The sequence below is a fragment of the Paenibacillus sp. FSL R5-0345 genome (assembly GCF_000758585.1).
Lineage (GTDB): Bacteria > Bacillota > Bacilli > Paenibacillales > Paenibacillaceae > Paenibacillus_AQ.
This window is the reverse complement of sequence record NZ_CP009281.1, coordinates 3,402,745-3,421,658: the sequence shown is the minus strand read 5'-3', so window position 1 is coordinate 3,421,658 and position 18,914 is coordinate 3,402,745. Positions and strand designations below refer to the sequence as shown.

16 protein-coding genes and 2 pseudogenes are annotated in these 18,914 nt (G+C 41.2%); 2 read left to right on the top strand and 16 right to left on the bottom strand.

The genetic code is table 11. The annotated features are described in order from the left end of the window. Positions 1-133 precede the first annotated feature (133 nt). From R50345_RS15110 to R50345_RS15050, 13 genes and pseudogenes are all read right to left on the bottom strand, one after another. A complete protein-coding gene (locus R50345_RS15110) occupies positions 134-511 on the bottom strand; it encodes a VOC family protein (RefSeq protein WP_042127841.1) in 378 nt (125 codons plus the stop codon). 133 nt (positions 512-644) lie between these two features. Then, positions 645-3,257 (bottom strand): phosphoenolpyruvate synthase, encoded by a 2,613-nt coding sequence (gene ppsA / locus R50345_RS15105; protein ID WP_042127839.1) that lies wholly within the window; start codon positions 3,255-3,257, stop codon positions 645-647. A gap of 242 nt (positions 3,258-3,499) precedes the next feature. Continuing rightward, positions 3,500-6,151 (bottom strand): endo-beta-N-acetylglucosaminidase, encoded by a 2,652-nt coding sequence (locus R50345_RS15100; RefSeq protein WP_042127837.1) that lies wholly within the window; start codon positions 6,149-6,151, stop codon positions 3,500-3,502. A gap of 256 nt (positions 6,152-6,407) precedes the next feature. Beyond that, positions 6,408-7,298 (bottom strand): aminoglycoside phosphotransferase family protein, encoded by an 891-nt coding sequence (locus R50345_RS15095; protein WP_197069678.1) that lies wholly within the window; start codon positions 7,296-7,298, stop codon positions 6,408-6,410. 55 nt (positions 7,299-7,353) lie between these two features. Beyond that, positions 7,354-8,427, bottom strand: a complete 1,074-nt coding sequence (locus tag R50345_RS15090; protein WP_197069677.1) for a phosphotransferase enzyme family protein — start codon at positions 8,425-8,427, stop codon at positions 7,354-7,356. Positions 8,428-8,628: 201 nt separating this feature from the next. Continuing rightward, the gene (locus tag R50345_RS15085; protein ID WP_042127833.1) at positions 8,629-9,480 is read right to left on the bottom strand and encodes an aldo/keto reductase; all 852 of its coding nucleotides are present in this window, start codon (positions 9,478-9,480) and stop codon (positions 8,629-8,631) included. Positions 9,481-9,994: 514 nt separating this feature from the next. Beyond that, positions 9,995-10,474, bottom strand: a complete 480-nt coding sequence (locus R50345_RS15080; protein ID WP_042127831.1) for a DUF6530 family protein — start codon at positions 10,472-10,474, stop codon at positions 9,995-9,997. 73 nt (positions 10,475-10,547) lie between these two features. Continuing rightward, a complete protein-coding gene (locus tag R50345_RS15075; RefSeq protein ID WP_042127829.1) occupies positions 10,548-10,907 on the bottom strand; it encodes a GIY-YIG nuclease family protein in 360 nt (119 codons plus the stop codon). Positions 10,908-10,928: 21 nt separating this feature from the next. Beyond that, positions 10,929-12,151 (bottom strand): annotated as a pseudogene (locus tag R50345_RS15070) (MFS transporter). 318 nt (positions 12,152-12,469) lie between these two features. Beyond that, positions 12,470-12,985: a GNAT family N-acetyltransferase gene (locus R50345_RS15065; protein ID WP_042127827.1), complete on the bottom strand. Its 516-nt coding sequence runs from the start codon at positions 12,983-12,985 to the stop codon at positions 12,470-12,472. Between the two features lie 158 nt (positions 12,986-13,143). Then, positions 13,144-13,506: a DUF3502 domain-containing protein gene (locus R50345_RS31955; protein WP_231573763.1), complete on the bottom strand. Its 363-nt coding sequence runs from the start codon at positions 13,504-13,506 to the stop codon at positions 13,144-13,146. 40 nt (positions 13,507-13,546) lie between these two features. Beyond that, positions 13,547-14,098, bottom strand: coding sequence for a hypothetical protein (locus R50345_RS31950; RefSeq protein ID WP_231573761.1), 552 nt, complete (start codon positions 14,096-14,098; stop codon positions 13,547-13,549). Positions 14,099-14,399: 301 nt separating this feature from the next. Continuing rightward, positions 14,400-14,744, bottom strand: coding sequence for a BclA C-terminal domain-containing protein (locus R50345_RS15050; protein WP_052414607.1), 345 nt, complete (start codon positions 14,742-14,744; stop codon positions 14,400-14,402). Positions 14,745-14,855: 111 nt separating this feature from the next. Between R50345_RS15050 and R50345_RS30825 the strand changes: the two genes are divergently transcribed. Then, entirely contained in the window at positions 14,856-15,122 is a 267-nt protein-coding gene (locus R50345_RS30825; RefSeq protein WP_197069676.1) for a helix-turn-helix domain-containing protein, read from the top strand. 81 nt (positions 15,123-15,203) lie between these two features. Here R50345_RS30825 and R50345_RS15045 read toward each other — a convergent pair whose 3' ends face one another. Together R50345_RS15045 and R50345_RS15040 are read right to left on the bottom strand one after the other, a co-directional pair. Next, positions 15,204-16,307, bottom strand: coding sequence for a Gfo/Idh/MocA family protein (locus R50345_RS15045; RefSeq protein WP_197069675.1), 1,104 nt, complete (start codon positions 16,305-16,307; stop codon positions 15,204-15,206). A 24-nt stretch (positions 16,308-16,331) separates the two neighbouring features. Beyond that, on the bottom strand, positions 16,332-16,991 hold the full coding sequence (locus R50345_RS15040) for a ThuA domain-containing protein (protein ID WP_042127822.1): 660 nt from the start codon (positions 16,989-16,991) through the stop codon (positions 16,332-16,334). A 161-nt stretch (positions 16,992-17,152) separates the two neighbouring features. Here R50345_RS15040 and R50345_RS15035 point away from each other — a divergent pair, with 161 nt between their 5' ends. Further along, positions 17,153-17,989, top strand: coding sequence for an AraC family transcriptional regulator (locus R50345_RS15035; protein WP_042127820.1), 837 nt, complete (start codon positions 17,153-17,155; stop codon positions 17,987-17,989). Between the two features lie 130 nt (positions 17,990-18,119). Here R50345_RS15035 and R50345_RS15030 read toward each other — a convergent pair. Then, positions 18,120-18,914: pseudogene (locus R50345_RS15030) on the bottom strand (aldo/keto reductase).

The following is an 18,914-nucleotide window of genomic DNA, read 5'->3' as shown; positions in this document are numbered from 1 at the left end:
ATATTCTTTACTTAACAAGTAAGATTTTGAAGTTTTTAACGCCCAATCTGGGAATAAAAAAGCAGCTAATCATTTGGATTAGCTGCTGACGTAACTTATTTAACTATAGCTTTATTGCATGGCTCACTATTATTTATTGTCCTTTTTCCATTACAGCAAAGTAGTTGTTTTCACTGTCAGCGAAATTAAATACTCTTCCACCGGGAATCTCTACAATATCTCCTACCGTAACATTTTTGTTCTTCAACTCTTGATTCAATTGATCAAAATGATCCGAAAAGAACATTAAAGAAGGTGTTCCTAGATTCATTTCAGGATTCATTTGGGCAACCAACTCTTTATTATGAAGAACAATGCTAGTACCTGCACCTTTCGGAGCAAGCTCGATAAATCTCATAGGGCCATTTGTTTCGTCCAAAATCACCTCAAACCCTAGCTTCTCTGTCCAGAAATCTTTGGATTCTTCTTGATTATTTACATATAACATTACTTGACCCATTTTATTAATCATAATTTATACTCTCCTTAGTTGAATAATTTATGAGGTTGTCCATATCCCCATATCATTTACTTCCTTTTCCTACATTAAACCGAAATTTAGATAAGCGAAAGAGAACATCGATAAAAATTTTTTAAAAATAATTCTACAATAATTTAATGTACCCTTCAGTGCCATTCACACGAATTCGCTGCCCGTCTTTTATCAGCTTGGTAGCGTCTTCCACTCCGACAACAGCCGGTAAGCCATATTCACGAGCGATAACCGCTCCATGGGTCATCAGTCCGCCAACTTCGGTGACCAAGCCTTTAATGGATACAAACAATGATGTCCAACCAGGGTCAGTAAAAGCGGTGACTAATATATCTCCATCTTCCAGATCTGCCTCTTCCATGTTTAAGATGACACGTGCTCGTCCCTCTATAACTCCGGTAGAAACAGGTAGACCTACAATCGCATGGGCTGGCAGATTTTCTCGTTTGTACTCACCCGTTATGATTTCACCATCAGACGTGATTACACGTGGCGGAGTAAGTTTTTCAAAAAAATTGTAGTCGTCTTTTCGTTTACTGATGATCTGATAATCCAGTTCATTTGTGCGTGCGACTTCGTGAAGTTCTTCAAAATTGAGATAAAATATATCTTCTTTTTCATGAATAATTCCCGCTTCTACTAGTTTTTCGGCTTCTTTCAGTAATGCCTGTTTGTAAACGAAATAGCGATTAATCATACCGTATTTTGGATATTCACGATAACCGATAAAATTCCGGATTAAACTGATCACTCGTTTGGTCTCTTCAGCTTTTTGTTCACCATCCGGTAATTGCTTCAATCGATCTAACAACTCTTGTTCTTTTTCCAAAGCTTCCTGTCGTCCTTGCTCAAATTTCCGTTTGCCAGCATTTGGCTTAAAGTTTTTGATATTATTGAGAATCATGGGGAGAAGTGTAATTGGTTTTTCGCTCCAACGGGTTCTCGAAATATCGATTTCACCGGCACATCGCATCCCATATTTGTTGAGATATGCATAAATAGCGTCTTGAGTCTCACGTCCACCCTCAAACTTAACCAGTTCATCCAAAAAATCATCATCTTTTACATGTTGTAAATAATCAATTATTTTCGGGTAAGGACGAATCACATCTGCAACATCCAATAGCGCTAGGCCCATTTCCGAAGTAATGTTGTTGGGTACAGATTGAGAAAGCGTATCTGCTGCGTTTTTTTCACCTAACCACTCGTACATTTTGTCATTGATCCATGACGAAGCGTTCATAGCAGTCATAAAGACCTTTGTACTTTGTGGGTTAGATAAGAACTTCTTTAATTCCTGGAGATCTTCGAGAATAAAATCAAATAAATCTGCTCCAGATTTTGTTCGGATGTTTTGTTTTAATTCTTCTATCGATGTTTGACTGTTCTTAATTAAATCAGAAACAATTGCCGGATCATTTTCGATTAGGGCCTGAAAAACTTCTGACGACCTATCTTTACTGCTATTATCGGGACTCTGTTCTTTTCTTTCATCTGGTATCGATTTTATATATTCTCGTTCTATTAGGGTTATAAATGCATCTTTTATGAGCGGATCGGATTTTCCAAGGGTATTTAAGAAAGTTTCTCTTTTGGCAGGTGAAGCAAGCATATGTGCAACATCAACAAACAACCTTCCACCGGCTTTACGCATAGGTGCAGGAGTTATTAACAGGTAAAAAGACAATCCTAGTGGTTTCATGGGATCCGTCATCATTTGTTGATGACCGACAGATACGTAAACGTGATTTTCTTGATCATTTACTTCAGGGATCGGGTATAAAGTAGTGATTGGTCGACTTTGAACAATATAAAAAGTATCATGATCCAAACACCATTCGATATCTTGCGGGCAACCAAAATAAGCTTCAATCGCTCTACCTATTCGTGCCAGTTGTAAAATTTGTTGTTCTGTAAGTGTTTGAGACTTTTGCTGTTCGAGATCGATTTTCCGGGTTTCTGTTCCACCTTCTTTAATGCCATAGATAGCTATTTTTTTGGTTGCTATCATCGTATCGACGAGTTTCTCTTCGTGTACTTTATAACAATCGGCAGATACCAAGCCAGAGACCAGAGCTTCACCGAGCCCAAAACTGGCATTAATGGATAGCAACTTTCGATTAGAGGTCATTGGATCAGCGGTGAATATAATTCCTGATGCCTGTGGAAAAACCATCTTTTGAACAATAACGGATAAATAAACTTGTCTGTGATCAAAACTATTTTGTATTCGGTAGATTACTGCGCGATCCGTAAATAGAGACGCCCAACATTTGCTTATATGCTGCATGATTGCTTCTCGTCCAATGATATTTAAATAGGTGTCCTGTTGGCCGGCAAAAGAGGTATGTGGTAAATCCTCAGCAGTTGCACTAGAACGTACTGCGTAAGCCTGTTCTTCACCAAGTTGGGAGAGATAGTGAGTAACTGCTGTCACAACATCTGAAGGAATTTCTACTTCCATAAGAAGTTCTCGAATATTCCTACTGATTTCACCAATTTGCTCTCGATCGTCTACATTTAGCATGGATAGTTGATCTAATAAAGCATGATACTTTTTGTTCTTTTCGATAGCTTTTTGGTAGCCCACTGTTGTAACACAAAATCCTTCTGGTACATTTATTCCTTCGATAGTTGATAATCTCCCTAAATTCAACCCTTTTCCACCAACAAGCGAAAGCTGCGTATGATCTATTTCCTGAAACCCAAGAACTAAAGAACTCATTCAATCTCTCCTATCTATTAAATTTAGAAAAAAACATTTGACAAGAGTTTACCGGCATGGTATCTTATTAATATAAGATGCATTAACTTTGTCCACTAAATAATATAAAGACGTGATATGATTATATCATCGTGTCTGTTCATATGCAATATTAAAGAACCTGATAAACGACTCAGGTTCTTTTTTTGATTCCAGTAATCAATAACCAACACTCGGACTATACTCCATCTTTTACATTGGAGCTATAACCCATGGACTTCAAACTCATAGATTCGCGCCGCCGTATCGGCTCCCTGCGTGGGTTTAAGAATTATTAATTTTACATAGCGTGCTTTCACCAACGCGATCGCGTCTGTTGACTCGGCTGCCGAGTTTCCTTGAACGTTGACGACATCCGTCCAATTCGTTCCGTCAATACTCACCTGAATGGTATAATCGCTCGTATTAAACCCGGACCATTCTCCTCCACTCTGTGCATGCTTGATGATAAAAGTGCTAATTTGATGCTCGGCTCCGAGATCGACCTGAAGCCAATGAGGCAGATTTCCAAGTGCGCACCATTTGCTGTTATCAGTAAACTTGCCGTCTACGGCGTTCGTTGCTCCTTCCTTCTCTCCGCATGCATGATCAGCCGTTGCAATTTTTCCAAGTGCTAAATTCTTCACCGCTCCAGCTTCTTTGCTTACTGTGATGAGCGCCTGTTTCGTAATGGTATCTTGCCCCGCGCTGTTAGTTGCAGTCAGTGTCACGCTATACACGCCTTCCTGATTGAACGTTACAGCAGGGTTCTTAGATGTACTCACAGTTGGGCTTCCGCTTTCGAAATTCCATGACCATCCTTCTGTTACTTCCGTCGATAAGTCAATGAAGTTTACACTCTCACCTGGTGCCACCAGGGTCCGATCAGCCTTGAACCCAGCGATTGGCTTCGGATAAGCCGGCCAACTGATCTTGACGCTGGAGGACTGACCTTGCTCGTATCTTGCATTGATCGCAACGACCTTCAATTCTGTGACCGTTTCCTTGTCTATTCTGCTCATTTCAGGAACATAGAACACATGATTCGTTGTTGCACCCATCAGCACTTCTCTGCCATCTGGCAGTACACGATAGATTTCATATTGCTTCACCTGTTGATCAAGCGGTTTCCACTGTAATCTAGCATCTCCGTAAATTCCATTACGAAAATCGGATTGAGTGACCTTAAGCTCGCGAACTGCCGGCAGTGGTTTAATTGAATCATTAGTATTATGGATGGAGAGCTGGCCAATTTGAATGTTATAATTACTGATCGTATCCTTGGTATCAAAGTACAGTGACAACGCAACGATACGTTTTCCTTTATATGGGGTCAAATTCAAAGTTTCGGTAGTCCAGCCTGACGAAGCTTTATCCTTCACGTTAAGGAAGACAAATTGGTCGGGATGGTCTGCGAAAGCGAGACCAACCTTTAGACTTGGCTTGTTCGGCGTTTTATACGTAATCGATAGCTTTGTACTTGCTTCAATTTTCAGGTCTGTCTTGTAGAGCTTCAAATGTGTGGCATTGTTGTGGCTCAGTTCACCTGATACCTTCAGAGAGCTACCGCCGTAATATGCATCGGACCAATCAAGCCTCGGAGTAAGTGCTGTTCCTTTGCTGTCTGCGATCCAGCGCCATGTAGGCAGGATATCTTGCAAGCTTCGGTTATTCCATCCTTTATCTCGTACCTGCTGCCCTCGGACATAATATTTCTGTCCGCTTCCTGTATTGAAGTTAGTGATGAAAGGCAGCTTATTTACTGGGGAGGATTCTACCACATCATTCGCGATCCCTTTCCATGCCTGATCGCTCACGGTGTTCCCCGGGTTCCCGTTTGGCCCCACCCAGAATTTGTTCTCACGTACGAAGAAATCCTCCATACTCTCTGCACTGTTAAAAGCCCAGTCTGGGCGATAAATACCAAGGGAAGTGACGGCAGGCTCGCCATCCGGGTACAGCAGATTCCAGTTCACATTTGTATCGTAGCCCTTGGCTTCAACATCGATCCCTGCATACAGATCATATGGAGTTCTTCCCAAGCTTTTGGCCTTCTCTGCGGAGTTTTTAAGATCCTTCCACCAGAAGTTTAGGAACATACTGTCTGTAATTTTCTTATTATTGTCCTGCAAGAACATTGCATTCTTGTCATTTAGTGCGTTCTGCCAACTGATATTGCCCTCCTTAGTCATAGAGTCGTACCATACGATTTGCATAGACTCCGACTTGTGCGATTCTAGATAACTTAGGAAAGCCTTCATTTTCTGTGCGTCAGCCGGCACACCACCTTCGGTCTCCTGATTAATGAACCAGCCGTCAAATCCATAATAGTTCGCAACCTGGATCAGCTTGTCTGCAGCAGGAAACGAGCCGTCACTGTTCTGTTGAAGCATTTGCTCCACCCATTCAAATTTCCCTCCATACACGGTAGGTGGGAAGAATACCGTTCCTATGATCGGTACGCCATTCCTATGAGCTGCGTCGATAGTATCCGCGCTTGGAGGTACAATGATCCCTTCTCCAGCTGATCCGCCCCAGTAAACCAGCTTGTCAACATACTGCCAATAGGAGAACGTGTTAGCCTCAAATTTGTCCGAACCTTGTGATGGCACACCACTTGTTCCCGAGTTCAGAGCTGATAAGGCCATAACTTTCGGCGCTTTGGTCGCATGGGAGTTGACACCATCTGTCACAAATCGATCTTGCAGCGGGATTGTGCTCCGGTTGAATGCCGCATCCGGATCGGATGCAGGACTCCACTGAAGCAATTGCTCTGGAAACCAGTAGGATGAATAAGGCTGTTTAGCGAAAGCTGTTGTAGATATTGCTGCGCACATCACCAATAAGAATATAAAACCTGCACCAATCTTTTTCATGCCATACTCCTCCAATCAATAGATAATATGGTTGCGCTTACATTTTAACAAGCTGGACAAAGCTGTAGATAGTGGATTAATGACAAGTCCAGGTGCACTTATTACAGATTGTAAACCTGAAGCTCGAGTACAAGCATATTCTTGGTCTCCATAAATAAAAAGAGCCCCCATTTAAACAAACGGGTGCTCTCAATCTTTTTATATCATTTGAATCACGATTTCCAAATTTAATCAATTAGTCTCTCAGCTCTACAACCTACAAGTTTAAAAGAAACTGTCTTGTGCTCTGATAAGCGTCATTCCATCCCATTTTTGCGTAGAATCGAAGTCCATCAAGTCCCTTGAAATAATAGGCTCCCATTAGCCGCTCTTTAAAATTAGGAGTTTCTACTCCGTTCTTTTCTTGATAGTCTTGATACACCTTAATAACATCACTCCATGGCATATGCCGATCGAGAATCGCAAGGTCTATGAGACAATCACCGTACATGCAATTCCCGTCGATGATGCCGGTAATTCGTGTTCCATCGGACAAAATATTCCACTGTTGAAAATCTCCGTGTATAAAGCTTCTATTAGATTCATTATAGGGTACGTAGTCCATCAACCGACTGTATATTTCTTCGTATACATCCTTCTCCAAGCAAGACGTATGGAAGAGATCATACCAATTCTCCCAGAACGTTCCCGTTTGATCCTCAGCATTTACTGCAACAATAAAGTCTTTCCAAGATGAATAGACCCCGTTGCCATCAGCACCGATCCACCCATACCCGTTAGTTGCCCCAATATCCGCTGCTCCCATTCTTGTCAAAATGCTGATAATTTCAGGCAAGTGAAGGGTTTGCTCCTCTGCCGTGAAATCGGATAGGTTGCGACCTTCCATTCGTTCCATGATTAAATAGGTTATCTGACTAGTTTTTCCTAAAGCCAAACATTTCGGGAAAGGGATGTTCTGACTTGATAGCAGATTCGATACATAGTTTTCTGTTTCATACGCTCCTGCCAGATCGCTGAATTTGACTACATATCCTTTCCCTTCGAGGACAAAAGAAAACACGTTGCTTATATTACCACCGGAAAGAGGTGTAATCTCAACTGCACCTGGTCTAAGATGATTCTCTAATACTTTTTCAATTTCACTCATGGCCAATTTTGGCTTCGCGTAAGTCACCGTAGCTTCAACTCCTATAAATTAGAGACTAAATTTCTCTTTCCTCATATTCAAATGGTTCTTTACACGAGTAAATGTCATCGAAAAACCCCATAAACGGAATGTCGTCTTCCATGCATTTTATGCGATAGGATAATTCCTCATCACATGTGGGTACTACACCATTGTTCCTCATTACCTCGAATGCATCTACAATATTCTCCATGAGCGTCACTTGGATGAATAAGGAGAGCTTATCCAACATTGACTGATCGACCGCGGTCTCAGATCTGTATCCTTTAAGGACTACTTCAAAATAATCATCCATGAACTTCTTTCGTTTAACAGCATCTGGTTCGAATTGTGCCCATCCCACGCCCTGTGTCCAGAGACCTGCCAGATCAAACATATACCAACAGAAACATGAATTATCGAAATCATACACAGTGATTTGTCCAGTATCAAAATCTATCGAATAATTCCCATCATTGTAATCAAAATGGATCAAACCGAATGACTCAAGGTTCCTGTCCAATTCTTCTAAAGTTTTAAGAAACTTTACCAATCTCTCTTTAAGGAGAGATAAGGAGTCAGGTATCAATTTATCAATATATTCGGCATTAAATCTGTCAAAAAAACTATGCCGACGATGAACAGGAGTATATCCTTTCGACAATTCATGTATTTTCCCTAGAACTTTACCACAGTTATAATAATATTCTGTAATTGGAGCTTCTTCCCGGTACCGATAATTATTTTCTACAAGCATTTTCCCCTTAGCCTTATTAAACAGGCAGATAAAAAAAGTGTGATTATTATGAATGATCTCTTCCAGTAGATTCCCCTTTAGGGAGTTGACTACATCCGAGACACTTCCGCCATGCTCAAATAAATATCTAACATACTCAACTTCACCTAAAAAATCTTCCCGGCTTCTGTCATTTAGGAAGGCGATTCTGAGTATTTTGGCGTCAGTACCTTCTTTTTCACATATATAAACGACATTACGCCCTCCATCATGTGCCGGAATGGGCTGAATTTCATAACCATTCAACTCGTACAACTCCGATATCAATGGTAGCAAATACACATCAGCAATTTCAACAACCTCATTATTTGTCAAAAAATCTCTCCTTTAGCCTGTAATTTTACTTTATGCGTCCAAACTCGATCAGTTAATGTACAGCTTATCAGCTTCTACTGACAATCTGGATAGTAAAAACAATTATAATTAAATTATCCTTAAACATCCCTTAGAGACGTCTAATAAAAAAAAGAGGAGTTAACTCATTAATATGGTTAACCCCTCTTCTATCAAGTTATATTAAATATCCAACTTCCTAGTACTTAACGCTTGTACCATTACAGGATCTCTATGTGAAAAGAACAGGCTCTCTTTCGTATCCAGCATCGCAATTCTTTCCATATCCTCTGCGTTTAATTCAAAGTCAAAGATATTAAAATTTTCGATTATTCTTTCTTTACGAACAGATTTTGGAATTACTACAACTCCTCTTTGCGTTAACCAACGTAACACCACTTGGGCAACAGATTTATTATATTTTTGGGCGATTGAAGCTAAAATTTCGTTCTGGAACATGTTATTTTTACCTTCAGCAAATGGTCCCCATGATTCGATCTGGACATTGTTTTCTTGCATGAATTTAGCACTTTCAATTTGTTGACAGAATGGATGTGTCTCAACCTGATTAACCGCAGGGGTTATCTCATTATGAAGGATCAAATCAATCAGCCGATCACTATGGAAGTTGCTTACGCCAATCGCTCTGATTTTTCCTTCGCGGTACAATTCCTCCATCGCACGCCAAGAACCGTGCACATCGCCAAAAGGCTGATGAATTAAATACAAATCCAAATAATCAAGCTGTAATCTGGCAAGAGATTTCTCGAAAGCTTTCTTAGTACGTTCATATCCTGTATCTTGAATCCATAATTTCGTAGTAATAAATAGATCCTTTCTTGGAATACCACTTCGTTTGATAGCTCTTCCCACTGCTTCTTCGTTTAAATAAGAGGCTGCGGTATCAATCAATCGATAGCCCGCCATAATCGCCTCGTAAACAGCTTGTTCACATTCAGCCTCATCTTGAATTTGAAAAACACCAAAACCGAGTATCGGCATTTCAACATCATTGTTCAAAGTAACCTTTTGCATAATAAAATCCTCCTATTAGTTAAGATAGTTTTAGTTAGAAATGTGTACTATCAATGTCCATATTAGAAATCGCTTCATTCAGATGATTTACATTTTCCGTTGTTAATTTATGGTCGACTCCAAATAGGTTTCCTTCTAATCTGTTTAATTTTGTAGTACCTGGAATCGTGAGAATATATGGTTTTTGAGCCAATTCCCATACAGCCAAGCCCTACTGCCGAAACTTCCAAGCCGCTATTTCCTAATTTACGCATGCACATCTGTGCTCTTCCTTTCTCATGAAGTTCAGTCAAATTAGTTTGAGTACTATTCAAGTATGTAACAATTCTTTACTAAACAGATACCACAATAGTATTAAATTATTACCTAATTCTCTCATTTTATCTTTTAGTAAAGTGCTCTCAATTAAACGATTTCTCATCCGATAGGTGTTCCATCAGCCTATAAACTGATTACAATAAAAAAAGTGGCAGTCACGAAGGCTGCTTTCCCCCGATTGACTGCCACTTCCTAATTAATATCCCATATCCTTTAATATTTTGGATAACGTGCTCAGACGCTCACCGATCATTTCATCATCATCGCTCAGCGCTTGACTGAACAGCTTAATATCTTCATTAATTCGCTCATTGTCCGTACAGATTCCTACGGTCATGGCATCCCCTTGCAAGCCAATTCGATCAATTATAGGCTGCTCAGTGTCATATAAATTCTCATATCGATACGCTTCCCGAAAATGTTCCAAAGACCGACAAATCAGAATGGACAAATCAAGAACACGATGGAGAGGGAGCTCCTCCGATTGTCTGGACCATTTTTCTCCAGTATATCTCCATACCTTAGCCGATATATCGACTTTTCCTCTATCGTTCCACTGGGCCAATCCAAGAGAAAGACCTTTTGCATCCGTATTTCCTGCCAATCGGCCGTCAACCTGCTCATAATTTTCCGATACAACAACAGGTTTATGTTTTAAAGTTGTAGGTATTTTCATATTATTTTCTTCCTCCAGTTACTATTTTACTAATTTACTAAACGACGGTTTCATCTTAGCTTGGATTTACTAGTTAGTCAATTCGTGGTTTATTATATCCTCTATCTCCGTATGGCTGTAACTTCTCTAACCATGGTTTTAGAATTTTCATCCGTTCCCAGCGCATATCTGTTACCTTATCTATTTCCTTCTGTTCCAGTACCTCATACGTGAACGCATCGGCACCAAATTCTTTCCAATCCTTCTGGAGCTGGGCATTTGCAAATCTCCCTGAATCCAGCTGCATTTGCAGGGTAAGCCATTTGTTTTTCAAATTAGGATAGCTATCGATAAATATTTTGCCGTTGATTTGGTTTTTGATTTGAGCAACACCCATATAAATCTTAATTTGTTTGTACTCCTCGATCAGCTCTTTGCGTTTATTCATATCCATTTCATTCTCTCCTTATCGTAGTTATTGAATATTCATGGAATGATTATGCTCACTCTTACTTCTTTTCTTAACAACAATGGGAAGCAGAAAAAGCGCACCGATAACCACAAAAACACCACTCGTCATAAATACACCCATTAGGGAGAAGGTATCCTTTAGGTAGCCGGAAATGAACATGCCAACGACCATCATTCCCATAAAAATAGGCATTATCGCTCCCGAAACCCGTCCAATAAAAGCGCCTTCGCTATTCCGCACAAGAAGTGTTTGAATCCCCCCTTGAATACAAGGATAAAACAAACCACTGATGACTAAAAAAATAATCGTCAGCCATATTTCCTTAGACGCACCCATTCCAACCGTACAGACAGCATTGACGAGCAAGCCTATCAACAGTAGTAGCTGTGGCCTTACTTTTTTGGCTATCGCGATTATGGCAGCTCCGCCCACTAACATGGATGCTCCATTAGCCATCACGAGCCACTGCAGAAATTGTTTATCCTTACCCAAATTTTCGATGACTAGGAAGATTTGAAGCGGCTGAGTTAGTCCTGATGCCAATCCCACAGCCGAGAAAGTTAAACTAAGTGTTCTTAAGGGTTTACTCGATCCAATATAACGTAAGCCAGCCGTTAACTCATTGATGAACCCGCTGGCTTTTCCAGACTTCGGTTCCTCTTCATCCCGTGGAAGGGACGACAATATAAGCGAGGATCCCAGAAACATTACGGCTGTCAGAATTAGAGATACTTTAATTCCAAACTTTATAAAAATAAACGTACCGATAACGGGTCCCAAAACTGTAAAGACAGCGACAAGTGTTTGGGACATCGCCATAACCCCCTGCAGTTGTTCAGCTGGTACATGTCTCTTATACAGTTTCATGGCCGAAGGCTGAGAAAATTGAGATAAACTTGCTGACACGAAAGATCCGATGAGAAGTGCAACCCAACCCATCCGCCATTCATAACCGAAATCAGCACCACCCCGACGGACAAGCCAGATAACAAATCGCTCCATACCATGGTTCTCTTCGGTCGCCATCGGTCAGCAAAGGTCCCTCCAATCAGACCAAATATAAAGATCGGTGCAAATTCAGCAACCGATATCAAAGATACATCTACCGGATTATTATTTGTCAATTCAGAAACATAAAGAAGGACGGCATAATTCCGTATCCATATTCCGAGCTGCAACAACATACGGGAGAGAATAACTGTCCGAACATAACGATTGGAAAACATTTTAATACCCCTTATCCTTTACAGATTTTCACACCTTTTCGAAACTTCCTGACATGACAACCGGTTTATACTTTAACGTTGTGGTTATTTTCATTGCCTCACTCCAATTACTAATTTACTGATTTTATAATTTACAAATTTACTAATTTACTAAATCACTGCTTCAGTTTAAACAGGATATTATCGTTCGTCAAGTCGTTTTCGATATTCGATTTAAGTTTTTAAGGAACGTCACTTGCCTAAATCTAAAAAAAGGAAACCCAAAGTCGTTAAATATGACTGGGTTTCCTTCTCCATAGGAGCACTTTAATCTATTTTTCAAAAAAATTCTTTAGCATATTCTACAACACCATGGACATCTGAAAGACCGCCATCTACAAGCTCAACGGCCATGAAATTATCGTCAGAAACTTCAAAGGGTGCCTCTATTCCATATTGACTAGCCTTTGTATAACCAAACTTCGGATAATACTTATCATGACCTAAAACAACAGCGCCCTTATAGCCAAGCTGTTTTCCGATTCTGTGCCCTTCAGTAATGAGCAGCTTCCCTATACCCTTGCTTTGCATTTCTGGTAATACAGCAACAGGTGCTAGCGCAATCAGAGTCTGGTCCCCCACTTTTATCTCTGTAAAAAGAATATGTCCTACGATTTCATTATCGTATTCAGCTACAAGTGACAACTCCGGAATAAACTTCGCTGATGTTCTAAGTCTATTTATTAAGTTGTGTTCATCCTGGTCTGAGTAATCTGCCTTCTCAAATGCTTTTTGGACTACATGGTACACTTCGTTATTATCTTCAATTTTTTCTTGTCTAATGATTATGTCCATGAATTAACCTCCTCATAGTAATGACAAAGAAAAAAGTGAATACAGTCAATAGACTATATCCACTCCTATGCTTGAATTAGATGTATAAAGCATACTTTAAGAGAAAGAGCATGTCAAAAAAAGCATCCACTGGGACTTTTATTTGTATACTTGTGAGATTATTTCTGGCTTGCAAGGAATTCGTTAAGCTGTTTTTGCTTCTCAGCGATGACTTTGTCGAGGCCGGCTGATTTTTGGGCAGCGATATACTTAGGCAACTCTTTGTCCAGATCGACCGACCCCGTCTCAAGCATCTTTTGATATTCTCTTAAAACGTTTGCAAGTGCCCCCACCTCTGATTTGACTGGTTCGCTGTCAAATGTGAAGCCAAGGGCCGGTGACGATTTGGCGCCTTCATTGAATTTTTTGAATTGCTCCCACTTGTCTGTTGCCTCTGAGTTCCAGACATAGTTCAGGAATTGATTACCCAGCTCCCAAGCAACACCTGGCGCGTACTGTCCTGATTTGTCAGTTTGCGTCATAACATCACAGTTCAGCGTAAAGTGTGTGCCTAGGCCCATTCTAGGACCGGCTGGCGATAACGGCGTGTCCTTTTTTATAAAAAAACGGATTATCTGAGTGATTAGACTTGTAAGTATCGAGCAGATTCTCGAAGCTCCATTTGTAGAGGTTAATCCGTTCGGCAACATCCAGATCGTCTGATCCGGCCGGTTTGTAGCCCGTAGTGACATAAGTTCGAGTAAAACCCGATCCTATCTCTAAATCTTCGCTGTAACCCCATCCCAGCGAGAATCGGCGCTCAAACTCTTCTAGATCATACTCATAGGTGGGGGAAGACGAAATGCTTTCGTCATGTTGGGGGAAATACACGGAAACGTCATTGCGCCTATTACCAGACACGCTGGCCAGCGACAGTTTCTCCTGAATCAGCAGCCTTGTTTTTATTAGAGAATAATCGCTCATTTCGAGATTATAAAGATATTCCAGAACATTAGTATCAACGAGCATAGGTGCGGAGACAAGGTCAAACTTCTCGATGCTTGCATCCAGTTGTACGACAAAAAGCTCCATCCGGTTCAGGCTTCCTTTGGATAAGTTCCTTCTGTATGACACTCTTGGAAGTAGAATAATAGTATGACGCCACGACAAGTGTTAACAATATCAGCAGCAACAGTAGCATTTTTTGAAAAATATTGAATTTGATCCTTATGGGATTTCCATCCTTATTTCATAATCTAGCCTCAACCTGTATTTTACATTTTTCAGAAATCGTTTTCTATATTAGCCAATGAATAAAATTCAGGACTAATTAACCGACTCAACCGAGTAAATTGTGTAAATCTCTGAAGAATTACAAAAAGACCCTATTTCACGAAAAATCCGCAGAATAGAGCCATGGGCTTCCTTCACATTTTCACCAAAGAATTAAAATTAATTTAAACGGATGATATTTAGTGCTGCTCCGGTTGAACCTCCCCCAGTTCAAAGTCACACCACCAACGGCTCCAAAAAACTGAACGCTGACAGGCGAAACTACCGAACCAGCTGCTTGGGCCCCATTGATCATTAAACGTGTGTTAAGCAGTACTCCAGCGGTTGTATTTACCTGGTAGGAGATAAAATAGGTTCCTGCGTTGGCGAAAGTGATAACATCGTTGCTTCCATTGATAGTGATACCAGCGCTGAGTACTTGTGGTGGTCCAGGGAAGGATATATTAGTTCCTCCCAACAAATTATCCCAGCAAGCGTTCTGCCCCATGCTGCTCCGTTCGTACTTCCGTTCTCTTTGATTTAATTTCCTATAGAATAGATGATCACACTTCGATGGTTGAAATCTTTATGAACCATAGCCTAGATATCCTGTACCGACGTGGCCATACATGTGGGCAATAGTCGACCCTATCTATCACGAAAAGTTAAAAAGAAACTGGGCCTTGATTTAAGCGATTTTATTAAACAATGCAAGCTAGAAGAAGACAAAGATCTGCTGGCATTCTCCGACAGAAGTATTAGTGAAATAAGCACATACCTATGTTTCTCCAGTCAAAGTCATTTCCAGAAATCGTTTAAAGATAAATATGGGATTACACCGCTAATGTTCCGAAAATCAGAGCTTCATCAGACCCAAAAAGAGTAGAAGACAGATCGATCCGTCTTCTACTCTTTTGAATGCTGATTAACTGCAGCGTTACATTTAGTATTTTATTTCAGGTATATGCTATCCTAAATATCCTTTAACTAAGCCAAGCGGCAGTGGTTTGGGTTGCTCGCAGCTGGTGACCAGCTCCGCATACCGCTTAGAATCTGAACTTGTATGGAACGCATGCATAATCTCAAGTACGTGATTGGCGAGTTCTCCGTTTGCACGCGGTGTTTCCCCTGTGTCGATACAACGGGCCATGTCTGCTACGCCTATGCCTCTACTATTATCTGCATAGTTATAGATAAGCGGAATCTCCTGGAATTCCGGGCTGTGTGCCGGACGTAGAAGGATCGGCCCTCCAAAGTTATTAGGGTCCGGTACGATCAAAGTTCCTTGCGATCCGTAGATCTCGATTCTCGGCAATGTGCTATGCCAAGTATCGAAGCTGGTGATCATAGTTGCCACAGCACCACTGTCAAACTCAATTGTTCCGGCAACATGTGTAGGCACCTCTACATCAATGACTTTACCAAACTTCTTTTCGCTAGTAATTGTTCTTTGGGCAAAGGAAGTTTTAGTGATGCCGCATACAGTTTTAGCTGGGCCCAGCAAAGACACTAGGGCAGTTAGATAGTAGGGTCCCATGTCAAACATCGGTCCGCCACCGGCTTTATAATAAAATTCCGGATCTGGATGCCAGCTTTCATGTCCATGACAGAGCATAAAGGCTGTTGCTGCCACCGGTTGTCCGATATAACCGTCCGCAATCAGCTTGCTGCAGGTTTGCAGTCCGCCTCCTAGGAAAGTATCTGGCGCGCAACCGAGGAACAGATTCTTTTCCTTCGCCAGGCGAACTAGCTCGGTGCCATTTTCTAGGGAAAGGGATAATGGCTTTTCCACATACACATGCTTACCGGCTAACAAGGCTTGTTTGCACACATCAAAATGAAAATTAGGCGTTGTCAAATTAACAACAATTTCAACCTCTTCCGAAGCAAGTAATTGCTCTGTCGTCCACACATGAGGAACTCCATATTTCTCCGCTGCCTGCTCTGCTCTACCTTTATCTAAGTCGGAACAAGCATACACCTCAGTATTAACAAAGGTACCGTTCAAATTTTCAAAATAAATGCTGCTGATGTTTCCGCAGCCGACTATACCTACCTTCACTTTGCGCAAGATCATTCCCACCTTATCTCAGTTTTAGTTAGCCGCCCATAAAAAACCTTTTCGCATCAGTTCCTTGGCTTCCGGAATATCGAAAACATCGGCATGATGCCCAAGTGAATTATAGAAAACCTTGCCTTTTCCCCATTTCTTTGTATATACAACAGGCATTGTGATGACACCATTCGCTGAATGCTCACCCTCACTCATTACAAACGTAGTTGTTGCTAAAACATCTACCGCCGGATCCACATGTAAATAGTATTGCTCCGATTTCACCTTAAAGTCTTGGATGCCCTCCACAATGGCGCTTGAGCCAGAGTGTACTATATTGACTTCGTACTCTACCCCATCGTTAAATGGATGCGCCACCCACTGAGATCCGGTCAAAAATTGCCAATCTGTATTGTTACGGAAGGAGTCGCACATCCCTCCATGACAACCGGCAATTCCTACGCCAGAAGCTACAGCCTTCAGAACGGAAGATACCTGATCATTGCTGATTTCTCCCATTGTCCACACCGGTACAATAAGACTTAAGTCGGCAAGCTTCTCTGCATTGTTGAAGCTATCAAGTGTATCAGACACTTCAACCTCAAAACCCTCAGCTTCAAGGATGTCAGCGAATATCGCGGCTACTTCATTAGGTTCATGCCCATCCCATCCACCTTTTACAATTAATGCCTTCTTCGTCATGCTGCAATCTCCTTTTTATATGAAATCTAGCTTACTTCCATCTGATGAAATTGTAATCCAGATTGGAGCTATCTGCTCGCCATTTCACTTGTGTGATTGGTCATTTTTTGCTAAGTTTTAAAGGTGAACATTCAATTCAAATCGCATGAACAGGAGATCCTATGAAAGCTTTTCACGAAAATAGAACCTATCATTCGAATTTTCCTTTCACAGTAATAGTGTCTGATGATATAGATTTCCTAGCCCATTGGCATAATGATCTCGAATTAGTCTATGTATTCGAGGGCTCCATTCGGATGGGAATCAATTCGGAAACGCGGGTTTTGGAAGCTGGTGACATGGCTATATGTAGCAGCGGAGACATTCATTACTATGACAGCAAGGACGGCAGTTCTAAGATAATGATGGTTATTTTTAATCCTTCTTTAATCGGTTTTCCTGGAGGGTGGCCCCTGAATGTGAGACTGACCTCTCCTTTTATTGATAAGTGCTTAGTCATTAGAGAAGATGAAGTAGCTATCAACAACCGGCTTTCTGCCATTATGAAGGAGCTTATGCGCGAATATAATCAGAAGCTTGAATATCATGAACAGTTAATCATTGGCTTGTTGCACGAATGGAGTGGACTCATTTTACGGCATGTCCCTTTGGATAAAATAAATCCACAGAAAGACAAAAGGCGTATTACTAACATGAAGATTATGCAGGAGGTTCTTGAATATCTCGACGTCAACTATATGCATTCCATCACACTTGCTGACGCTGCACGCCAAGCCAATATGAGCCTCTTTTATTTCTCACGCTTCTTTAAGAGCATTTCAGGTATGAGCTATATTGCGTACCTCAGCAACATCCGGGTTAATCAGGCAGAACAACTGCTGCTGACCACAGACAAATCCATTCTGGAGATCGCACTGGAATGTGGTTTCACTAATATCCGTACCTTCAACAGAGTATTTAAACAAATTAAACAGCGGACTCCAAGTGAATTGCGTTAAATCATTTATTGCGTAAAAAAAAGCCTATGATCTTTTGGCTCTGATCACAGGCTTAATTAAATTCGTTTACCTAAAGGTTGTTATCCGTTGATGGTTAAGTACATATAGTACGGCTTATAGGTATCGGTAACTACTGGGCTCCTACGAAGGGATGCGGAACATACAGTTCTTCTAGGAACAACATCTCTTCAGGAGATAATTTCACCGATAGCACATCTATTGAATCTTCGAGCTGAGCGATTCTCGTTGCACCAACAATAGGAGCAGCTACAGAAGCTTTTTGCAGCAGCCATGCAAGTGCGATATGTGTACGCGGAACACCGCGTTTCTCTGCCAATGAGGCTACTCGCTCAACAATCAACCGATCTACATCAGCGGTTGAATCATACTTGGATTTTTGAATGAGATCGGTTTCGGATCTACGCGTTGCTTCCGACCAATCTCGAATCAATCTTCCTGATGCTAGAGGACTGTAAGGAGTTACCGCAATTTTTTGATCCTGACAGAGCGGCAACATTTCTCTTTCCTCTTCGCGGTAGATGAGATTAAGGTGATTTTGCATGGATACAAAACGAGTCCAGCCATTCTTCTCGGCCACATGTAATGCTTTTTGAAATTGCCAAACATACATGGCAGAGGCACCGATATATCTGGCTTTTCCAGACTTCACCACATCATGCAGGGCTTCCATGGTTTCTTCAATGGGTGTGTTGTAATCCCAGCGGTGGATGATATAGAGATCCACATAATCGGTCCCAAGTCTTTTCAAACTTTATCTATTTCGATCATAATAGCTTTTCGGGAACCCACCACCATTTGGACCTGGACGCATCTGACCCCAGACCTTCGTGGCAAGAACAATTTCCTCCCGATTCGCATAGTCCTTAAGCGCACGTCCGATAATTTCTTCACTAGAACCTTGCAT

Coding starts and splice junctions, on each gene's coding strand:
- R50345_RS15110 (WP_042127841.1), bottom strand. CDS start 511: ATGATTAATAAAATGGGTCAAGTAATGTTATATGTAAATAATCAAGAA.
- ppsA (WP_042127839.1), bottom strand. CDS start 3,257: ATGAGTTCTTTAGTTCTTGGGTTTCAGGAAATAGATCATACGCAGCTT.
- R50345_RS15100 (WP_042127837.1), bottom strand. CDS start 6,151: ATGAAAAAGATTGGTGCAGGTTTTATATTCTTATTGGTGATGTGCGCA.
- R50345_RS15095 (WP_197069678.1), bottom strand. CDS start 7,298: ATGAGTGAAATTGAAAAAGTATTAGAGAATCATCTTAGACCAGGTGCA.
- R50345_RS15085 (WP_042127833.1), bottom strand. CDS start 9,480: ATGCAAAAGGTTACTTTGAACAATGATGTTGAAATGCCGATACTCGGT.
- R50345_RS15080 (WP_042127831.1), bottom strand. CDS start 10,474: ATGAAAATACCTACAACTTTAAAACATAAACCTGTTGTTGTATCGGAA.
- R50345_RS15075 (WP_042127829.1), bottom strand. CDS start 10,907: ATGGATATGAATAAACGCAAAGAGCTGATCGAGGAGTACAAACAAATT.
- R50345_RS15065 (WP_042127827.1), bottom strand. CDS start 12,985: ATGGACATAATCATTAGACAAGAAAAAATTGAAGATAATAACGAAGTG.
- R50345_RS31955 (WP_231573763.1), bottom strand. CDS start 13,506: ATGACGCAAACTGACAAATCAGGACAGTACGCGCCAGGTGTTGCTTGG.
- R50345_RS15050 (WP_052414607.1), bottom strand. CDS start 14,744: ATGGGGCAGAACGCTTGCTGGGATAATTTGTTGGGAGGAACTAATATA.
- R50345_RS15040 (WP_042127822.1), bottom strand. CDS start 16,991: ATGACGAAGAAGGCATTAATTGTAAAAGGTGGATGGGATGGGCATGAA.
- R50345_RS15035 (WP_042127820.1), top strand. CDS start 17,153: ATGAAAGCTTTTCACGAAAATAGAACCTATCATTCGAATTTTCCTTTC.